The following is a 16,609-nucleotide window of genomic DNA, read 5'->3' as shown; positions in this document are numbered from 1 at the left end:
CCTCTGTCGTCACGTCGTCGTGGCTCCAGAGTTGCCTGGTCCGCACGGTCCGGGCGCCTGAGAGGTTCCGGGGAGGAATTGCCCCTTCGGCGCTCCGCCGCAGCCCCAGTCCGGCCCCGGCGAAGACTCTCCCGTGCGGGATTGTCAGCGGACCCCAATCTACCGGGCGGCGCGCGAAACACGACGTCGGCCCGCCGCCCTGGGGGCGACGGGCCGACGAGAAGCTCTCGACGGTGGCCGAGGAGGTTGCTCTGCAACCGTCTCGAAACCCTCAGCCGGCGTTGCGGGCCGCGCGGCGAGCGGCGAGCTCGTCCCCCGGGCTCGGCTCGGCGGTGGCGTCGTCGGCGGTGCGCTCACTGGGCAGCTCGGCGAGGGTGCCCTCGATCTCCTGCCAGACACCGCCGATGGCGATGCCGAACACGCCCTGACCGCCCTGCAGCAGGTCGATGATCTCGTCGTTGCTGGTGCACTCGTAGACCGAGACGCCGTCGCTCATCAGCGTGACGCGAGTCAGGTCGTCGGTGCCGCGGTCGCGGAGGTGCTGGACCGCCGTACGGATCTGCTGCAGCGAGATGCCGGCGTCCAGCAGGCGCTTGACGACCTTGAGCAGCAGGATGTCCTGGAACGAGTAGAGCCGCTGCGAGCCGGAGCCCTTGGCGCCACGGACGGTCGGCTCGATCAGGCCGGTGCGGGCCCAGTAGTCGAGCTGGCGGTAGGTGATGCCGGCGGCGTTGCACGCGGTCGGACCGCGGTAGCCGGTGTCACTGGGCAGCGGGGAGACGTCGTCGGTGAACAGGAGACCCTGCTCCTCGGCCGCCTGGGCAGCCAGGACGACCTCGACGTCGTCGTGCTGCTTCTCGTTCTCGTTCACACGGTCCTCCGTGGGCTACTCCGTTGAGCGTAACCCCCGGGGAAGGTGCCGGTCGGCCCGGGTCACAACCGGGCACCACAGCGGTGGAGTTACAACAGAGACAGTTCAAGGTAGGCCGCGCATCCGGGCCCGTCAAAGATGCCGGCGGCGTGTCGCAACCCTCAACCTCTACCTGAGGCTTACCCCTCACGCCGCGTCCAGTGCCGAGCGTGCGTGCCTCGCAAGGCGGAGGAGCGAAGGCGACCTTCGAGCGGAGCGGGTCGTCGAGCGACGACAACGAAGCGAGGCGCGTGCGATCGGTGCGCCTAGTGGGCGTCGAAGTCCTCGGGGGTGACATGGTCGAGGAACTCGCGGAACTTCTCGACCTCGTCCTCCTGCTCGGCGGGGACAGCGAGGCCGGCCTCGTCGAGGACCTCCTCGGAGCACACGATGCGGGTGCCGGTGCGCAGTGCGAGGGCGATCGAGTCCGACGGGCGGGCGCTCACCTCGACACCGGAGCCGAAGACGAGGGTCGCGAAGAAGACGCCGTCCTTGACCTCGGTGATCCGGACCTCGGACAGCTCGTTGCCGGTGGCCTCGAGGACGTCCTTCATGAGGTCGTGGGTCAGTGGCCGTGGCGGCACCACGCCCTGCTGGGCGAAGGCGATGGCGGTGGCCTCGACCGCGCCGATCCAGATCGGCAGGTAGCGGTCCCCCGTGACCTCGCGCAGCAGCACGATCGGCTGGTTCGAGGGCATCTCGACCCGGACTCCCATGACGTCTACCTCGCGCACGCCACCCACCCTACTCCGGGCGGTACGACGGACCAGCCGGCCCGCAGGACGGTCAGGAGGACCGCAGCCCGGACTTCACGAGCGTCGCGTGCAGCCGCACCGACAGGGCGGCGATCTCGCTGACCGTCTCCTCGGCGCGGGCCCGCGCGGCCGGGTCGTGGCCGCGCTTGTGCGGAGCGACGACCTGCTCGACCAGCCCGACCTCCCGGTCGGCGGCGGTCTTGAACGCCCGCAGGTGCCGCGGCTCGAATCCGTAGTCGGCGAGCTCGCGCGCGGTCGTCGCGACGACCAGGGCGTCGGTGTCGTAGTGGCCGGTGCCGGGCCGCGGCGTGATCAGCCCGAACTGCTGGAGCTGGTCGAGGAGCTCCTCGGAGATCTCCGCGATCTTCACCAGCTCGCGCCGCGAGAGCCGCAGCTGGTCGGTACGACGGAACGAGTCGGCGCTGGGCAGTCCGTCGGCCGCCAGCGCGACCTTCGGCACCGTGGGGACGACCGGGTCGATCGGCGGCGGCTCGAGCCCGCGGTCGATCGCGTCGAGGTGCTCGCCGATCACCTTGAGCGGCAGGTAGTGGTCGCGCTGCATGCGCAGCACGTAGCGCAGCCGCTCGACGTCGTCGGTCGAGAACTTCCGGTAGCCCGCGGGCGTCCGCTCGGGCTTGATCAGCCCCTTGTCCTCGAGGAAGCGGATCTTGGGGATGGTGATCCCCGGGAAGTCCGGGCGCAGCCGGTCGAGGACCTCGCCGATGTTCATCCGCCCGCGCGAGGACGCGGCGGCGCTGGCGCCCGCTCCGGTGGTCATGCCACGGTCACCCGGCGCTGCCCGGGTGGCCGGAGAAGAACACGAGGCGGTACTTGCCGATCTGGACCTCGTCGCCGTCGTTGAGCTGGACGCGGTCGATCCGGTCGCGGTTGACGTAGGTGCCGTTGAGGCTGCCGACGTCGCTGACGGTGAAGCCGTCCGTGGTGCGGTGGAACTCCGCGTGCCGGCGCGAGACGGTCACGTCGTCGAGGAAGATCTCGCTGTCGGGGTGGCGGCCGGCGCTCACCACGTCGGCGTCGAGCAGGAAGCGGCTGCCCGATCCCGGGCCCCGCTGGACGACGAGGAGGGCGTGCCCGGGCGGCAGCGCGTCGACCGCGGCCGCGTCGACCGGGTTGAGCTGCTGGCCGGAGTCCTGGAGCTTGTCGGCGCCGCCGATCGCGATCGTCGCCGTCGACTCCCCCGCACCCTCGCCGAGGCCGGCGACGGGCGGCGGCGTAGGGGCCACCAGGCGGCTGCCGCACTGCGAGCAGAAGCGGGCGTCGTCGGGGTTCTGCGTGCCACACGATGTGCAGAACGGCATCGGTCAGTCCTTCGGATCGGGGCCAACCCTCAACGCGGGCTTGAGGGTGATGGTTGCACCGAACCTATCAGCCCGAGACCGCCGTTCAAGGCGGACTCGCGAGGCTCGGCCGGGCTCAGGCGTCGAGGGTGGCCTGGTACGACGCGGCGTCGAGCAGCGCGTCGTACGCACCGGCGTCGGACGGGACCACCTCGAAGAGCCAGCCGCCGCCGTAGGGGTCGCTGTTGACCAGCTCGGGGGTCGCGTCGAGGGTGTCGTTGCGGGCCACGACCTCGCCGCTGATCGGGGCGTAGACGTCGCTCACGGACTTCGTCGACTCGAGCTCGCCACAGGTGCCGCCGGCCTCGACCGTGTCGCCGACCTCGGGCAGCGAGACGTAGACGATGTCGCCGAGCGCGTCCTGGGCGTAGTCGGTGATGCCGATCCGGACCGATCCCTCGTGCTCGCCGGGCTGACGGACCCACTCGTGCTCGGTGGTGTACTTCAGGTCGTCGGGGTACACGCTGACTCCTCTTGGGGGGATGGACCGGTCCAGCCGTGAGGCTACTGCCCGGTGGCGGGTTGGGCGTACTCGGACCGCTGCGGCTTCGCGACGCTCTCGATGTCGAGCGAGCCCAGCTCGTCGACGGTCACGGTCGCCCCCTCGTCCTCGAACTGGTCACGCGGACCGTTCGGGAAGTCGACGGCGCCGTGGAGGGTGCCGGGGTCGCCGATCACGTCGACGACGTACGGCGAGGTGATCGTCTGCCCGTCGACGGTGATGCCGCCGACGGTGTCGTCGAACGCGGTCGAGGCGGTCACCCGGGCCTGGCCGTTGAACTGGATGGCCTCCGCGCCCGCGGTGCGCAGCTCCTGGATCATGTCGACCACGCTGTCCGCGTCGACGATGCCGTCGCCCTCGGTGATGGTGATCCGGATGCCCGGACCGGTGACCGGCACGAGCCCGGCCATGATCGAGTAGGTCTCGGCGTCCTTCTGCGCCTGCGCGAGCGCGGCGTCGCGCGCGCCGGTGCTCGACAGCAGGTCGTTGCGGGTCCGCTGGAGCCGCGCGATCTCGGAGTCGGCGCGCTGGGTGTTGACCGCGAGGCCGTTGAGGACGTCGATGAGGTCCTGCTCGCGCAGGCCCGCGTACGTGTTGTCGACGTTGGTGAAGCGCACCTGCGTGACGGCCGCGAAGCCCAGCGCCGCGAGCAGGACGGCGACGATCACCTGACCGCGGCTCGGACGCACCAGCGCGGCGCGGAGGCGGTCGCGACCGGTGTCGGGATCAGGCATGGCACTCACGCATGGAAGAGGTGCCTCCGGATGGCGGCGACGTTGGAGAAGATCCGGATGCCGAGGACGACGATGACGCCGGTCGAGAGCTGCCCGCCGACGCCGAGCTGGTCGCCGAGGTAGACGATCGCGGCGGCGATGACGACGTTGCTGACGAACGAGACGACGAAGACCTTGTCGTCGAAGATCCCGTCGAGGTAGGCGCGTAGCGCGCCGAAGACGGCGTCGAGCGCGGCGACGACGGCGATCGGCAGGTAGGGCTCGAGACCGAGCGGGACGTCGGGCTTGAACACGACGCCGAGCACGATCCCGGCCAGCAGCCCGAGGGCGGCGATCACTCCGTGGTCTCCTTCCGGTTCTTGTCGCTCTGGGCGTCCCTGGCGGCCTCGATGGTCGGCAGGCGCAACATCCGCGGAGCGGCAGCAGGCAGGGTCAGCTCGTCCTCATTGTCCATGCTCACCGGGAAGCCGAAGGACTCGGCCAGCGAGGTGAACGCCAGCCCGCTGTCGGTGTCGAGCAGGTCGGCCTGGAGCGTGTCCTTGTTGCCGATCGCCGAGACGACGTACGGCGGGGACAGCGGCGGCGGCCCGTTGAGGTTGATCGCCGGGCCGGAGTTGCGCAGCGCAGAGCGAGCCGTGAGGCGCTTGCCGTTGATGGAGATCGCCTCGGCGCCGGCGTTCCAGAGGCCGTCGACGAGGAGCGAAAGGTCGGAGTCGCGCACCGCCTCGCCGTCGGGCGCGTCGTCGACCGTGATGACGATCCCCGGGCCGGTGACCGCGGCGAAGCCGGTCTGCGCCGCAAGCCGCTGGGCGCGCGCCTCGGCGGCGGTCGCCTTGTCATTCGTCTCGTCGAAGTCGTCCTGGAGACCGATGTTGAGCTCGCGGAGGGAGACGGTCCGCGCCTGTAGGTCGGCGAGCCGGTCGCGCTGGTCGTTGATCTGGTCGATCAGGCTGGCCCGGCTCGCGCTGGTGACCCCGGACTGCTCGTCGGTCTGCACCGCCGCGACCGCGACGAGCAGGCCGAAGGCGCCGACGACGATGGACGCGGTGAGCCGGTTGCGGCGCGACGAGGGCCGGCCGTCACCGGCGGCCGCCCGCCGGTCCGCGACGTGCTGGTAGTCCCCGTCCAGGGACTCCTGGGTGATCCGCGTGAGCAGCGGCGTCGTGCGGTCGAGGAGGTCAGGCATCGTGGTCCGCCGTCCGTCGCTCGGTGGTGCGCAGCAGCGTGCGGACCTGCCAGGCGTAGAGCACGCCGGCCCACCAGTAGAGCCCGATGCCCCAGATCGCGAACGCCCAGCCGAAGACGTCGGCCAGGGTGGCGACGGCGCCGTCGCCGTCGCCGAGGAGCAGCAGCGGGAAGGCGTAGAGCAAGTTGAACGTCGCGGCCTTGCCGAGGAAGTGGACCGGCAGCGCGCTGTAGCCGCGGCTGCGCAGCAGCGGCACGAGGCCCCACAGCAGCAGGTCGCGCAGGGGCAGCGAGACGGCCACCCACCACGGGATCACGTCGCGCAGGGCGAGCCCGACGACGACGGCGAGGATGTAGAGCCGGTCGGCGACGGGGTCGAGGACCTGGCCGATCACCGAGGTCTGGCCGAGGCGGCGGGCGAGGTAGCCGTCGAGGAAGTCGGTGACTCCGGAGACGGCGAGCAGCGCGAGCGCCCAGCCGTCGGCCTCGGGGCCGAGGACGAGCCACAGGAACACCGGCACGCCGGCCAGTCGCAGCACGCTCAGCAGGTTGGGGAGGGTCCACACCCGGTTGCCCGCAACGTCGTCTGCCACCTGGTCCTGCTTCTCCTGGGTCCTCCTGCCGAGCACACCTTAGAGGACGGGTTGACCTCCGCCCGACTCCTCGAGGTGGGCGGCGTCGCGGATCTCGCCGACCAGCTCCTCGATCACGTCCTCGAGGGTCACCAGGCCGCTGACCGTCCCGTCCGGAGCCATCACCTGGCCCAGGTGCGCGCCGCGGCGCTGGAGCGTCTCGAGGGCGTCGTGCAGCGCCTCGTCGGGGGCGATCGGCGCGAACGGGCGGATCCACTTGTCCTCGACCGGGCGCAGCCGGCGGTGCTCGTCGAGCTCGAGCACGTCCTTGATGTGGAGGTAGCCGATCAGGTCTCCGTCGTCGTTCACGACCGGGAAGCGGCTGAAGCCGGTCGCCGCGCAGAGGTCCTCGACCTCGGCGACCGTCGAGCCGCGGCGGACGATGGTCAGCGTGTCGGTGGGCATGATCACGGTGCCGACCGTCTTCTCCGTGAAGCCGAGCGCGCCGGCCAGCCGGCCGTACTCGTCGTCCTCGAGCAGGCCCTCCCCGCGGGACTCCTCGACGAGCGCCGCGACCTCCTCGCGGGTGAACGTCGAGCTGACCTCGTCGGTCAGCCGCGCGCCGAGCAGCCGGAGGAAGCCCGAGGCCACCCAGTTGATCACCACCACGATCGGCCGGAGCACCGTGACGATGCCCCAGATCGGCGGCCCGAGGACCAGCGCGGCCCGGTCGGGACCGGCGAGCGCGATGTTCTTCGGGATCATCTCGCCGAGCACGACGTGCAGGTAGACCACGACCGCGAGCGCGATGACGAACGAGATCGGGTGCAGCAGCCCCTCGGGCACGTGCGCGGCGTGCAGCAGCGGCTCGACCAGGTGGGCGACCGCCGGCTCGCCCACGGCGCCGAGCACCAGCGAGCAGACCGTGATGCCGAGCTGGTTGACGCCGATGACCAGGGAGATGTTCTCCATCGCGGTGATCGTCGTGCGCGCCATCCGGGAGCCGGCCTCGGCCTTCGGCTCCAGCTGGGTACGCCGCGCCGAGACGAGCGCGAACTCGGCCCCGACGAAGAAGGCGTTGCCGAGGAGCAGGAGGACGGCCACCACGACCGCGGTTCCGCTGCTCATGCCGCACCCCCGTCCGCAGGCCCCTCCGTAGACGGGTCCGCCGGCCCGTCCAGCAACCGGAGTCGCAACCGGTCGATGCGCAGGCCGTCCATCCGCTCGACGGTGAGCACCGCGAGCCGCTCGCGCGGCTCCTCGGGGTCGGAGCGGTCGGGCACCGGCACCTCGGCCAGGTCGCCGACGCCGGGCACCCGGCCCAGCACCTGGAGGACCAGGCCGGCGACGGTGTCGTAGTCCTCGTGGTCCGGCAGCTCGATCCCCGTCAGGTCCTCGACCTCGTCGGGGCGCAGCAGGCCGGACACCGACCAGGTGCCGTCGCGGAGCAGCCGCGCGTTGGTGCTGAGCCGGTCGTGCTCGTCGGAGATGTCACCGACGATCTCCTCCACGACGTCCTCGAGGGTGACGATGCCGGCGAACCCGCCGTACTCGTCCATGACCACCGCCATCTGGAAGCCGTCCTCGCGCAGCAGCGCGAGCAGCGGGTCGAGACGCAGCGAGTCGGGCACCACGATCGGCTTGGCCATCAGGTGCTTGACCCGGGTCGTGGCGCGCTCGCCGACCGGCAGGGCGACGGCGTGCTTGACGTGGATGGTGCCGACGACGTTCTCCTCGGCGTCGAGCACCGGGAAGCGGGAGTGCCCGGTCTCGCGGGTGCGCTCGATCACGGCCACGGCCCGGTCGTTGGCGTCCAGGCTGGTGCTGCGCACCCGGGGCGTCATGATCTCGCCGGCGGTGCGGGTGCCGAACTCGACCGACCGCTCCATGAGCTCGGCGGTCTCGACGTCGAGGGTGCCGAGGTCGGCCGAGCGCTGGACCAGGGACGCGAGCTCGGTCGAGCTGCGCGCGGAGCGCAGCTCTTCCTGCGGCTCGACGCCGAGGCGACGTACGACGGCGTTGGCGGAGCCGTTGAGGACCCGGATCGGGCCGCGCATGATCGCGGTGAAGGTGCGCTGGAACCGCTGCGTGGCGCGGGCGGTCTCCATCGGCTTGGCGAGCGCGAGGTTCTTGGGCACGAGCTCGCCGAAGATCATCGTCAGCACGGTGCCGAGGCCGAGCCCGACGCCGACCGCGATCGGCGTGACCGCGCCGCTCGGGACGCCGAGCGCCTCGAGCGGGTCGTCGATGAGGTCGGCGATCGCCGGCTCGGCGAGGTAGCCGATGGCCAGGTTGGTGATCGTGATGCCGACCTGCGCGCCGGAGAGCTGGGTCGACAGCGTGCGGAGCGCCTGCTGGAGCCCCCGGGCGCCGGCGTCACCGGCGGCGGCGGCCTGCTCGACCTTGCTGCGGTCGACGGTCACGAAGGAGAACTCGGCGGCGACGAAGACGCCACAGGCGAGGATCAGGAGCAGGGCTGCGACGAGCAGCAGCCAGGCGGTCATCGGGGCTCTCCTCCGCGATCAGGGTGCTGCGGGGAGAGCTGGGGACTTTGGGAGCCGTCCATGGGCGGTGCGTCGAGTCCTCACTGGGTGCGGGGGCGGTTCGCAGGCACTCTACCGGCGAGGCTCCACGGACGAGGATTCCGTAATGGCCCCTGCGGGGCTCGTCTCGTCGTAGCCTGTCACTTCGCCACGACCACTCGGGAGATCTTGGGGATGCAGGACCGCACCACGCGCGCGTCGCGACGCGCCATCGTCGGAGGCATCGGCGCCGTCTCGGCGGTCGCCGTCGCCTCGTCCGCGTCGGCCGCCACGGCCGGACGCGCCGCGACGTACCGGCCCGCCCACTACCGCGGCGGCGCTCCCCTGCTCAGTGCCAAGGCGCGCCACCTCGTCGGCCGCTTCTCCTACGGCGTGACTCCCGCGCTGGCCGCCGACGTCCGCAAGGCCGGCGGCGCGCTGAAGTGGTTCGAGGACCAGCTCCACCCCGGCTCCATCGACGACCACAAGGCCGACGGGCTCCGGTCGTGGTGGTCGGGTCTCTCCCGCACCGCGACCCAGATCTGGGACCGGCAGCGCAACTCGGTCGAGGGCGGCTGGGAGGTGATGGCCGACTACCAGCGGTGGGTGCTGCTGCGGCGCATCCAGTCCAAGCGCCAGGTCCTGGAGATCGTCACCGAGCTCTGGGAGAACCACTTCAACGTCCCGGCGTACAACGACTCCGCGTGGTTCTGGCGCACGCAGTACGGCGACACCATCCGTGCCGGCGCACTGGGCCGCTTCGACGACCTGCTCCACGCCGTCATCACGCATCCCGCGATGCTGATCAACCTCGACAACGTCAGCTCCTCGGCCGACCACCCCAACGAGAACCTCGGCCGCGAGCTGCTCGAGCTGCACACGGTCGGGCGCGGGGAGTACGACGAGGACGACGTGAAGAGCTCCGCGCGCATCCTGACCGGCTGGAGCGCGGACATGTGGACCACGTTCGACCCGGTCTACCGTAAGAAGTGGCACTGGACCGGGCCGGTCCGGGTGATCGACTTCACCGACGACAACGCCGACACCGACGGCCGCGCCGTCACGGCCGCCTACCTCACCTACCTCGCCCACCACCCGGCGACGGCCCGCCGGGTCGCGCGCAAGCTCGCGGTGAAGTTCGTCAGCGACGACCCGTCCGACGCACTCGTCGAGCGGCTCGCGCAGGTCTACCTCGACCACGACACCGAGATCCGGCCGGTGCTGCGGGCGCTGGTCCGCTCGGCGGAGTTCGCGCAGGCGACCGGCGCCAAGGTCCGCGACCCCGGCGAGGACGTCGTCGCGGCGTACCGCGCCCTGAACGTGCGGATCAGCAAGCCGCCGCAGGGCGACGCCGGTGACGGGTACGCCGCCAACCAGATCCTCTGGCAGGCCGACGGCATCGGCACCAAGCCCTTCGACTGGCCCCGTCCCGACGGGCAGCCGATCGACAACGACGCGTGGGCGTCGCCGTCGCGGGTGCTCTCGTCGATGTCGATCCACGTCAACCTGGCGGGGGGCTGGTGGCCGAGCACCGGCGCGACGTACCGCTCCGTCGGCTGGTGGATGCCGCACTACGGCATCCGCTTCGACCTGCTCGTCGACCACCTCTCGCAGGTGGTCCTGCACCGGCGGTCGACCGCGCGGCTGCTGCAGGCCTGCTGCGAGGCGGTCGACGTGCAGCCGCACGACAAGATCACCAAGGACCACGGCCTGGTGCGCTGGAACTGGTACCGCCTGATGACGACCTTCCTCGACTCCCCCGACTTCCTGACCCGGTGAGCCCCATGACGTCCCCGCTGCGCCAGCCCTGCTGCCCCGAGTTCGCCGCCGTCTCGCGACGAGGCCTCTTCTCCGGCGCCGTCGCGCTCGCCGGTGCGACCACGATCATCGGCTCGGCCGCGATCACGACGTCCGCCGCGGCCGTGACGCCCGCGTCGTCGGTGCTGGTCGTGCTGTCGCTGCGGGGTGCGGCCGACGGGCTCTCGCTCGTCGTCCCCCACGGCGACCCCGTCTACTACGACGCGCGCCCCAGCATCGCCGTACCCTCCGACCGGCTGCTGGCCAAGGACGGATTGTTCGGCCTGCACCCCGAGCTCGAGCCGCTGGTCCCGCTCTGGAACGCCGGCACCCTCGCCGCCGTCCACGCGACCGGCCTGCCGGCGCCCAACCGCTCGCACTTCTCCGCGATGGAGGAGGTCGAGGACGCCGACCCGGGCTCGACGATCCGCAGCGGCTGGCTCAACCGGCTGATCGGCACCGACGCCTCGACCTCGCCGCTCCAGGGCTTCAACGCGGCCGGCGGCGTCGTCCCGACCTCCCTGTACGGCGTGCAGCCGGTGATGTCGGCCGGCAGCGTGGACTCGGTGGAGATCCCCGGCGACGACAAGTGGGACGTCACCAAGGGGCGCCGCTCCTCGCTGCACACGCTGTGGGACGGCCAGTCGGGCCCGCTCGGCACCGCCATGCGCTCGATGTTCGGCGCGCTCGACGACTTCGCGCCGGTCAAGGACGCCGCCGACCACAGCGACGACTACCCCGACACCGACCTCGGCCGTGCGCTCGCCGAGGTCGCCCGCGTGATCCGCGGCGACGTCGGCGTCGAGGTGGTCACCGTCGACCAGGGCGACTGGGACATGCACTCCGGCATGGGCACCGCCGACGGCGGCTGGATGAACCGCAACGCCCGCGACCTGGCGACCTCGCTCGCGGCCTTCTTCGACGACCTCGGCGCCCAGCGCTCGAAGGTCACGCTGGTCACGATCAGCGAGTTCGGGCGTCGTACCGTCGAGAACGCCAGCCAGGGCCTCGACCACGGCTACGGCAACGTGATGTTCCTGGCCGGCGCCGGCGTCAAGGGCGGCACCTACTACGGCCAGTGGCAGGGGCTGAGCGAGGACCTCGACTCCGACGTCATGGTCACCACCGACTACCGCAGCGTGCTCTCCGAGGTCGTCTCGTCGCGATTCGGCGCCTCCACCGCCGCCGTCTTCCCCGGCTTCTCCCCCGAGTCGGTCGGGGTCATGTCGTCGCTCTGAGGTCGGTCGCGGGAGCTTCGTCGTCCCGGCGAGAGTTTCATCGGCCGGCCGATGAAACTCCCGGAAGCGCCGACCCGTAGACAAGAACACGTTCTAGTTGCCACAGTGACGCCGTGCGCGTGATCCAGTGGGCGACCGGCGGAGTGGGCCGGGCCGCGATCGAAGGAATCCTGCTCCACCCCGACCTCGAGCTCGTCGGGTGCTGGGTGCACTCGGACTCGAAGAACGGCGTGGACGTCGGCGAGATCCTCGGCACCGAGCCGATCGGGGTGCTGGCCTCCAGCAGCAAGGAGGAGGTGCTCGCCCTGGAGGCGGACGCCGTCGTCTACGCGCCGCTGATCCCTGACCGGGAGGAGGTCGCCGCGATCCTGCGGTCGGGCAAGAACGTCGTCACCCCGGTCGGCTGGTTCTACCCCGGCGAGAAGGACGGCGCTCCCCTGGCGGCCGCGTGCGCCGAGGCCGGGGTCACCCTGCACGGCACCGGCATCAACCCGGGCGGCATCACCGAGCTGCACCCGCTGATGTTCTCCGCGCTGTCGTCGGCGGTGACCTTCGTGCGCGGTGAGGAGTTCAGCGACATCCGGACCTACAACGCCCCGGACGTCGTCCGCCACATCATGATGTTCGGCGGCAAGCCCGAGGAGGCCATGGGCGGCCCGATGCTCGGGCTGCTCTCCGGCGGCTTCATCCAGTCGGTCCGGATGTGCGTCGACGCGCTCGGCTTCGCCGCCGACCCCGAGGTGCGGACGTCGCAGGAGGTCGCCGTCGCGACCAGGCCCATCGAGACGCCCATCGGCATCATCGAGCCCGGCCACGTCGCGGGTCAGCGCTTCATCTGGGAGGCGTTCGTCGGCGAGACCTGCGTGGTGAAGATCGCGGTCAACTGGCTGATGGGCGAGGAGCACCTCGACCCGGCCTGGGAGTTCGGCCCGCAGGGCGAGCGCTTCGAGGTCGAGGTCCAGGGCGACCCCAGCTGCTTCGTCACGATCAAGGGCTGGCAGCCCGACACCGTCGAGGAGGGCCTCGAGCGCAACCCCGGCGTCACCGCCACGGCCTTCCACTGCGTCAACTCGATCCCGTACGTCGTCGCCGCCGACCCCGGCATCAAGACCTACCTCGACCTGCCGCTCATCGCCGGCCGGGCGCACCCCGACCTGCGCTGACCCCGCGCCGACCCCCACGCCCGCGGGGGCGGCGGGGCGCGCTCAGTGCGCCTTCCAGGTGGCCGCCATGTCGAGGTCGCCGTGGCCGGCCTCGACGGCGCGGGCGAGGTGCTCGCGGGCGCCGGGCAGCAGCGCGAGGTCGGTCCCGACCGACGCGGCGGCCTCGAGGATCAGGTCGGCGTCCTTGAGCGCGCCGGAGAGAGCGAACGACGGCTCCAGGGCGTCCTCGAGCATCGCGTTCCCCTTGAGCTGCACGTAAGGCGCGTCCATCGCGCCGCCCGAGACGGCCTCGAGGAAGAGCCGGGGGTCGAGGCCGAGGTCACGCGCCAGGGCGAGCGAGTCGGCGACGCCCTCGAGCACCGTGAAGACCCAGCCGTTGGCGACCAGCTTCAGCCGGGTGCCGGCGCCGGCCTCCCCCACCCAGATGGTCCGGCTGCCGACGGCCTCGAAGACCGGCGCCACCACTGACTGGGCGGAGTCGGGGCCGGAGGCGAGCACCACGAGGGTGCCGTCCTCGGCGGGCTTCTTCGTGCCGAGCACCGGGGCGTCGACGAAGGTGATCCCCCACTCCTCGGCCAACGCGATCAGCCGCGCGGTGGCGGCCACGCCGACGGTCGCGGCCTGCACCCATACGGCGCCGGACGCCACGGCGTCGTGCACCTCGGCCATCGTCGCCTCGACCGACGGTCCGTCGTACAGCATCGTCACCACGACGTCGGCGCCGTCGACGGCCGAGGCGGCGTCGTCGGCCACCGTGGCGACGTCGGACAACGCGGCGGCGCGGGACGGGGTGCGGTTCCAGACGCGCAGGGGCAGGCCGGCGGCGGCGATGTTGCGCGCCATGCCGGCGCCCATCGTGCCGGTGCCGAGCAGGGCGACGGTCGGTCGAGAGGTCATGGCCCCACCGTACGGAGGAGCCCCACGGTCACCGCTCGGCGGTCGAGGCCGGCCGGTCGATGATCCGCTGGATCTCGTTGTCGAGCTTGGCGAGCTGCCCCATGACGAGCAGCACGGCCACGGTGATCACCGTGAACGTCGCGATCGCGTGCAGCACCGACTTCATGCCACCCAGATCGGCGCCGTACGGCGCGACCTGAGCGGCACTCAGCTCACGTGCGGATCGAGTCGAGCCGGCCGACGGCCTCGTCGAACTCCTCGACCAGCGAGGCGATGACGTCCGCGACCGGTCGGACGTCGTTCATCCGACCGACGATCTGACCGATCGGCATCGAGATGACGTCGGGGTCGTTCGCGGCGCTGATCCGGTTGTGGGCGTCGGCGACGAGCAGGTTCTGCAGCGGCATCGGGAGGGGGCTCGGCGCGCCCTCCTCGTTCCAGGCCTCGGTCCACTTCGTCTTCAGCAGGCGGGCCGGCTTGCCGGTGTAGATCCGGGTCCGGACGGTGTCGCTCGACGTGGCGCGGGTGAAGGCGGTCTCCCAGGCCTGGCTGTTGGCGCCCATCCCGCGGTACTCCTCGGTGCCGAGCCAGATCGACCCGGTCCACACGCCCTGCGAGCCGAGCGCCAGCGATGCCGCGATCTGCCGGCCGGAGCCGATGCCGCCGGCACCGAGCACGGGTACGTCGGGGCCGACCGCGTCCACGATGTCCGGCTGGAGCACCATGCTGGCGACCTCTCCGGTGTGGCCGCCGGCCTCGTAGCCCTGGGCGACGATGATGTCGACGCCGTTCCGCACGTGCGACAGCGCGTGCTTGGCCGCGCCTGCGAGCGCCGCGACCTTGACCCCGTGCTCGTGGCACTTCTCGATGACGTCGACCGGCGGGGAGCCGAGCGCGTTGGCGATCAGCACGGGTCGGTGCTGGAGGGCGACGTCGAGGTGGGAGCGGGCGACCGAGTGCAGCCAGCCGAGCACGCCCTCGCGGCCCTCGCCCTCCGGGAGCGGGGGGACGCCGAGCTTGAGCAACGTCTCGTCGACGAACTTCTTGTGCTCCTCGGGGATCATCGACGACACGTCGAGACCCTTGACCTCCTCCGGCACCTTCATCGGCATCACGATGTCGACGCCGTACGGCTTGCCGTCGGTGTTGTCGTCGAGCCACGAGAGCGTCTTCTCGAGCTCCTCGGTCTCGTTGAACCGCACGCAGCCGAGCACCCCGAGGCCGCCGGCCCGCGACACCGCTGCGGCGACGTGCTCGGAGGGGGTGAAGGCGAAGATCGGGTAGTCGATGCCGAACTCGTCGCAGAGCGCCGTACGCATCAGGCGTTCACCCCGCTCGAGGCGAGGGCCGCGTCGCGAGCCTGGGCGTACTGCGCCTTGCCGGTGGCGTTGCGCGGGATCCGGTCGACCACGGTCAGCGACCGCGGCAGCTTGTAGCCGGACAGGTGCGCCCGCAGGAACTCGCGCAGCTCGTCGAGCTCGACGCTCTCCCCCTCGCGCAGCTCGACGACCGCGGCGACCGCCTGGCCGTAGCGCTCGTCGGGGATGCCGACGACCAGCGAGTCGTAGACGGCCGGATGGCGCTTGATCGCCATCTCCACCTCCTCGGGGAAGACCTTCTCGCCGCCGGTGTTCACGCAGTTGGAGCCGCGGCCGAGCATGGTGACCTTGTTGTCCTCCTCGATCCGGGCGAAGTCGCCCGGCACCGAGTAGCGCTCGCCGTTGACGACCAGGAAGGTCGCCGCCGACTTGGCCTCGTCCTTGTAGTAGCCGACCGGAACGTGTCCGCCGCGGCCGAGCCGGCCGATCTTGCCGACGTTCGTGGCCACGTCGATCGGCTGGTTGTCCTCGTCGAGCACCACCATGTGGGGGCCGAGCGAGCAGATCGGCCCGTCGTTGCCCATCGACTTCGCGTCCTGGACGCCGGTGCCCTGGAAGCCGGTCTCGGAGGCGCCGATCGAGTCGGTGAAGATCGCGTTCGGGAAGGCCGCCATCCAGCGCTCCTTGATCGCGGGGCTGAAGAGCGCCCCGCTGCTGGAGATCGCGAACAGGTTCGAGCCGTCGTACGGCGCGCCCGTGGCGGCCTTGCGCTCGAACTCCTCGATGAGCGGGCGGGCGATCGCGTCGCCGGTGAAGAAGGTCAGCATCACCTTCTCGCGCTCGAGGATCTCCCAGGTGCGCTGCGGGTCGAAGCGCGGCTCGAGGATCGTCAGCTGCCCGGCGAAGAGGTGCATCAACAGGCTCGCCTGGGCCGCGCCGTGCATGAGCGGCGTCAGCGGGAAGGTGATCAGCCGGCCCGGCTGGTCGGCCTGCTTGGACTGGTCGTACTCCTCGAGCGGCACGCCGCTCATGAAGTCGATGCCGCCGCACAGCACCCGCCAGAAGTCCTCCTGGCGCCACATCACGCCCTTGGGGAAGCCGGTCGTGCCGCCGGTGTAGATGATGTAGAGGTCGTCGGGGCTGCGTTCGCCGAAGTCGCGCTCGGCGCTCTGGCCGGCCATCGCGTCGGCCCACAGGACCCCGTCGAAGGACGAGATGTCGGAGGCGTCGTCGGGCTCCACGGAGTCGGGCATCACCACGACGTGCTGGAGCTTCTCGTGCTTGGGGTAGCAGGCGGCCACGAGGGGCGCGTACGTGCGCTCGACGAGCAGCGCCTTCACGTCGGCGTTGTCGAAGAGGTAGTCGAGCTCGGCCTCGACGTACCGGTAGTTCACATTGATGTTCACCGCGCGGATCTTGGCGATCGCCAGGATGCCGACCACGAACTCCAGGGAGTTCTTGGAGTAGATCGCGACGTGGTCGCCCGGGCCGATGCCCTGCGACTGGAGGTAGTGGGCGAGCTTGTTCGACTCGACCTCCAGCTGACCGAGCGTCCGCTCCTGGTCACCGACCTTCACCGCCCGTACGTCGGGGGCTGCGTCCACGGCGTGTTCGAAGAGATCTGCGATGTTGTGAGCCACGCCGAGAGACTAGAACA

At 71.2% G+C, this 16,609-nt stretch carries 18 protein-coding genes and 1 riboswitch; of the genes, 3 read left to right on the top strand and 15 right to left on the bottom strand.

Translation table 11 applies throughout. The annotated features are described in order from the left end of the window. Positions 1-35: 35 nt before the first annotated feature. A riboswitch (glycine riboswitch) is annotated at positions 36-144 on the bottom strand. Between the two features lie 127 nt (positions 145-271). The 11 genes from K8U61_RS12260 to K8U61_RS12210 form a co-directional block, all read right to left on the bottom strand. Beyond that, positions 272-871: a MerR family transcriptional regulator gene (locus tag K8U61_RS12260; RefSeq protein ID WP_372454242.1), complete on the bottom strand. Its 600-nt coding sequence runs from the start codon at positions 869-871 to the stop codon at positions 272-274. Positions 872-1,176: 305 nt separating this feature from the next. Further along, complete coding sequence (locus K8U61_RS12255) at positions 1,177-1,644, bottom strand: bifunctional nuclease family protein (RefSeq protein ID WP_224123308.1); 468 nt, start codon at positions 1,642-1,644, stop codon at positions 1,177-1,179. A 52-nt stretch (positions 1,645-1,696) separates the two neighbouring features. Then, positions 1,697-2,443: a transcriptional regulator FtsR gene (ftsR, locus tag K8U61_RS12250; protein WP_224123307.1), complete on the bottom strand. Its 747-nt coding sequence runs from the start codon at positions 2,441-2,443 to the stop codon at positions 1,697-1,699. A 7-nt stretch (positions 2,444-2,450) separates the two neighbouring features. Next, complete coding sequence (locus K8U61_RS12245; RefSeq protein ID WP_224123306.1) at positions 2,451-2,984, bottom strand: zinc-ribbon and FHA domain-containing protein; 534 nt, start codon at positions 2,982-2,984, stop codon at positions 2,451-2,453. 115 nt (positions 2,985-3,099) lie between these two features. Then, positions 3,100-3,486 (bottom strand): glycine cleavage system protein GcvH, encoded by a 387-nt coding sequence (gene gcvH, locus K8U61_RS12240; protein WP_372454241.1) that lies wholly within the window; start codon positions 3,484-3,486, stop codon positions 3,100-3,102. Positions 3,487-3,527: 41 nt separating this feature from the next. Continuing rightward, on the bottom strand, positions 3,528-4,259 hold the full coding sequence (locus K8U61_RS12235; RefSeq protein ID WP_224123305.1) for a DUF881 domain-containing protein: 732 nt from the start codon (positions 4,257-4,259) through the stop codon (positions 3,528-3,530). Between the two features lie 5 nt (positions 4,260-4,264). Continuing rightward, positions 4,265-4,597 (bottom strand): small basic family protein, encoded by a 333-nt coding sequence (locus K8U61_RS12230; protein ID WP_224123304.1) that lies wholly within the window; start codon positions 4,595-4,597, stop codon positions 4,265-4,267. Then, a complete protein-coding gene (locus K8U61_RS12225; protein ID WP_224123303.1) occupies positions 4,594-5,445 on the bottom strand; it encodes a DUF881 domain-containing protein in 852 nt (283 codons plus the stop codon). The genes K8U61_RS12230 and K8U61_RS12225 overlap by 4 nt, the downstream gene beginning before the upstream one ends. After that, complete coding sequence (clsA, locus tag K8U61_RS12220) at positions 5,438-6,037, bottom strand: cardiolipin synthase ClsA (RefSeq protein ID WP_224123302.1); 600 nt, start codon at positions 6,035-6,037, stop codon at positions 5,438-5,440. Before clsA ends, K8U61_RS12225 begins: the two co-directional genes overlap by 8 nt. Before the next feature lie 39 nt (positions 6,038-6,076). Next, positions 6,077-7,144 (bottom strand): hemolysin family protein, encoded by a 1,068-nt coding sequence (locus tag K8U61_RS12215; protein ID WP_224123301.1) that lies wholly within the window; start codon positions 7,142-7,144, stop codon positions 6,077-6,079. Next, positions 7,141-8,520, bottom strand: coding sequence for a hemolysin family protein (locus tag K8U61_RS12210; protein ID WP_224123300.1), 1,380 nt, complete (start codon positions 8,518-8,520; stop codon positions 7,141-7,143). The genes K8U61_RS12215 and K8U61_RS12210 overlap by 4 nt, the downstream gene beginning before the upstream one ends. A 213-nt stretch (positions 8,521-8,733) precedes the next feature. On the opposite strand from K8U61_RS12210, the gene K8U61_RS12205 reads away from it, so the two are divergent. From K8U61_RS12205 to K8U61_RS25475, 3 genes are all read left to right on the top strand, one after another. Further along, entirely contained in the window at positions 8,734-10,317 is a 1,584-nt protein-coding gene (locus K8U61_RS12205) for a DUF1800 domain-containing protein (RefSeq protein ID WP_224123299.1), read from the top strand. A 5-nt stretch (positions 10,318-10,322) separates the two neighbouring features. Next, on the top strand, positions 10,323-11,573 hold the full coding sequence (locus tag K8U61_RS12200) for a DUF1501 domain-containing protein (protein ID WP_224123362.1): 1,251 nt from the start codon (positions 10,323-10,325) through the stop codon (positions 11,571-11,573). Between the two features lie 113 nt (positions 11,574-11,686). Then, complete coding sequence (locus tag K8U61_RS25475) at positions 11,687-12,736, top strand: NAD(P)H-dependent amine dehydrogenase family protein (protein ID WP_224123298.1); 1,050 nt, start codon at positions 11,687-11,689, stop codon at positions 12,734-12,736. Positions 12,737-12,778: 42 nt separating this feature from the next. On the opposite strand, the gene K8U61_RS12190 is transcribed toward K8U61_RS25475, so the two are convergent. From K8U61_RS12190 to K8U61_RS12175, 4 genes are read right to left on the bottom strand one after another with little or no spacing between them, the layout of a single operon-like run. Continuing rightward, complete coding sequence (locus tag K8U61_RS12190; protein ID WP_224123297.1) at positions 12,779-13,633, bottom strand: NAD(P)-dependent oxidoreductase; 855 nt, start codon at positions 13,631-13,633, stop codon at positions 12,779-12,781. Positions 13,634-13,661: 28 nt separating this feature from the next. Next, positions 13,662-13,799: a hypothetical protein gene (locus tag K8U61_RS12185; protein WP_224123296.1), complete on the bottom strand. Its 138-nt coding sequence runs from the start codon at positions 13,797-13,799 to the stop codon at positions 13,662-13,664. Positions 13,800-13,845: 46 nt separating this feature from the next. Further along, complete coding sequence (locus K8U61_RS12180; RefSeq protein ID WP_224123295.1) at positions 13,846-14,952, bottom strand: NAD(P)H-dependent flavin oxidoreductase; 1,107 nt, start codon at positions 14,950-14,952, stop codon at positions 13,846-13,848. Further along, entirely contained in the window at positions 14,952-16,592 is a 1,641-nt protein-coding gene (locus K8U61_RS12175; RefSeq protein ID WP_224123294.1) for an acyl-CoA synthetase, read from the bottom strand. Before K8U61_RS12175 ends, K8U61_RS12180 begins: the two co-directional genes overlap by 1 nt. Positions 16,593-16,609: the final 17 nt, after the last annotated feature.

This window comes from Nocardioides mangrovi (assembly GCF_020073815.1).
GTDB lineage: Bacteria > Actinomycetota > Actinomycetes > Propionibacteriales > Nocardioidaceae > Nocardioides > Nocardioides mangrovi.
This window is presented reverse-complemented; position numbering and strand designations above follow the sequence as displayed.

Coding starts and splice junctions, on each gene's coding strand:
- ftsR (WP_224123307.1), bottom strand. CDS start 2,443: ATGACCACCGGAGCGGGCGCCAGCGCCGCCGCGTCCTCGCGCGGGCGG.
- K8U61_RS12245 (WP_224123306.1), bottom strand. CDS start 2,984: ATGCCGTTCTGCACATCGTGTGGCACGCAGAACCCCGACGACGCCCGC.
- K8U61_RS12235 (WP_224123305.1), bottom strand. CDS start 4,259: ATGCCTGATCCCGACACCGGTCGCGACCGCCTCCGCGCCGCGCTGGTG.
- K8U61_RS12225 (WP_224123303.1), bottom strand. CDS start 5,445: ATGCCTGACCTCCTCGACCGCACGACGCCGCTGCTCACGCGGATCACC.
- K8U61_RS12215 (WP_224123301.1), bottom strand. CDS start 7,144: ATGAGCAGCGGAACCGCGGTCGTGGTGGCCGTCCTCCTGCTCCTCGGC.
- K8U61_RS12210 (WP_224123300.1), bottom strand. CDS start 8,520: ATGACCGCCTGGCTGCTGCTCGTCGCAGCCCTGCTCCTGATCCTCGCC.
- K8U61_RS12205 (WP_224123299.1), top strand. CDS start 8,734: ATGCAGGACCGCACCACGCGCGCGTCGCGACGCGCCATCGTCGGAGGC.
- K8U61_RS12200 (WP_224123362.1), top strand. CDS start 10,323: ATGACGTCCCCGCTGCGCCAGCCCTGCTGCCCCGAGTTCGCCGCCGTC.
- K8U61_RS12190 (WP_224123297.1), bottom strand. CDS start 13,633: ATGACCTCTCGACCGACCGTCGCCCTGCTCGGCACCGGCACGATGGGC.
- K8U61_RS12185 (WP_224123296.1), bottom strand. CDS start 13,799: ATGAAGTCGGTGCTGCACGCGATCGCGACGTTCACGGTGATCACCGTG.
- K8U61_RS12180 (WP_224123295.1), bottom strand. CDS start 14,952: ATGCGTACGGCGCTCTGCGACGAGTTCGGCATCGACTACCCGATCTTC.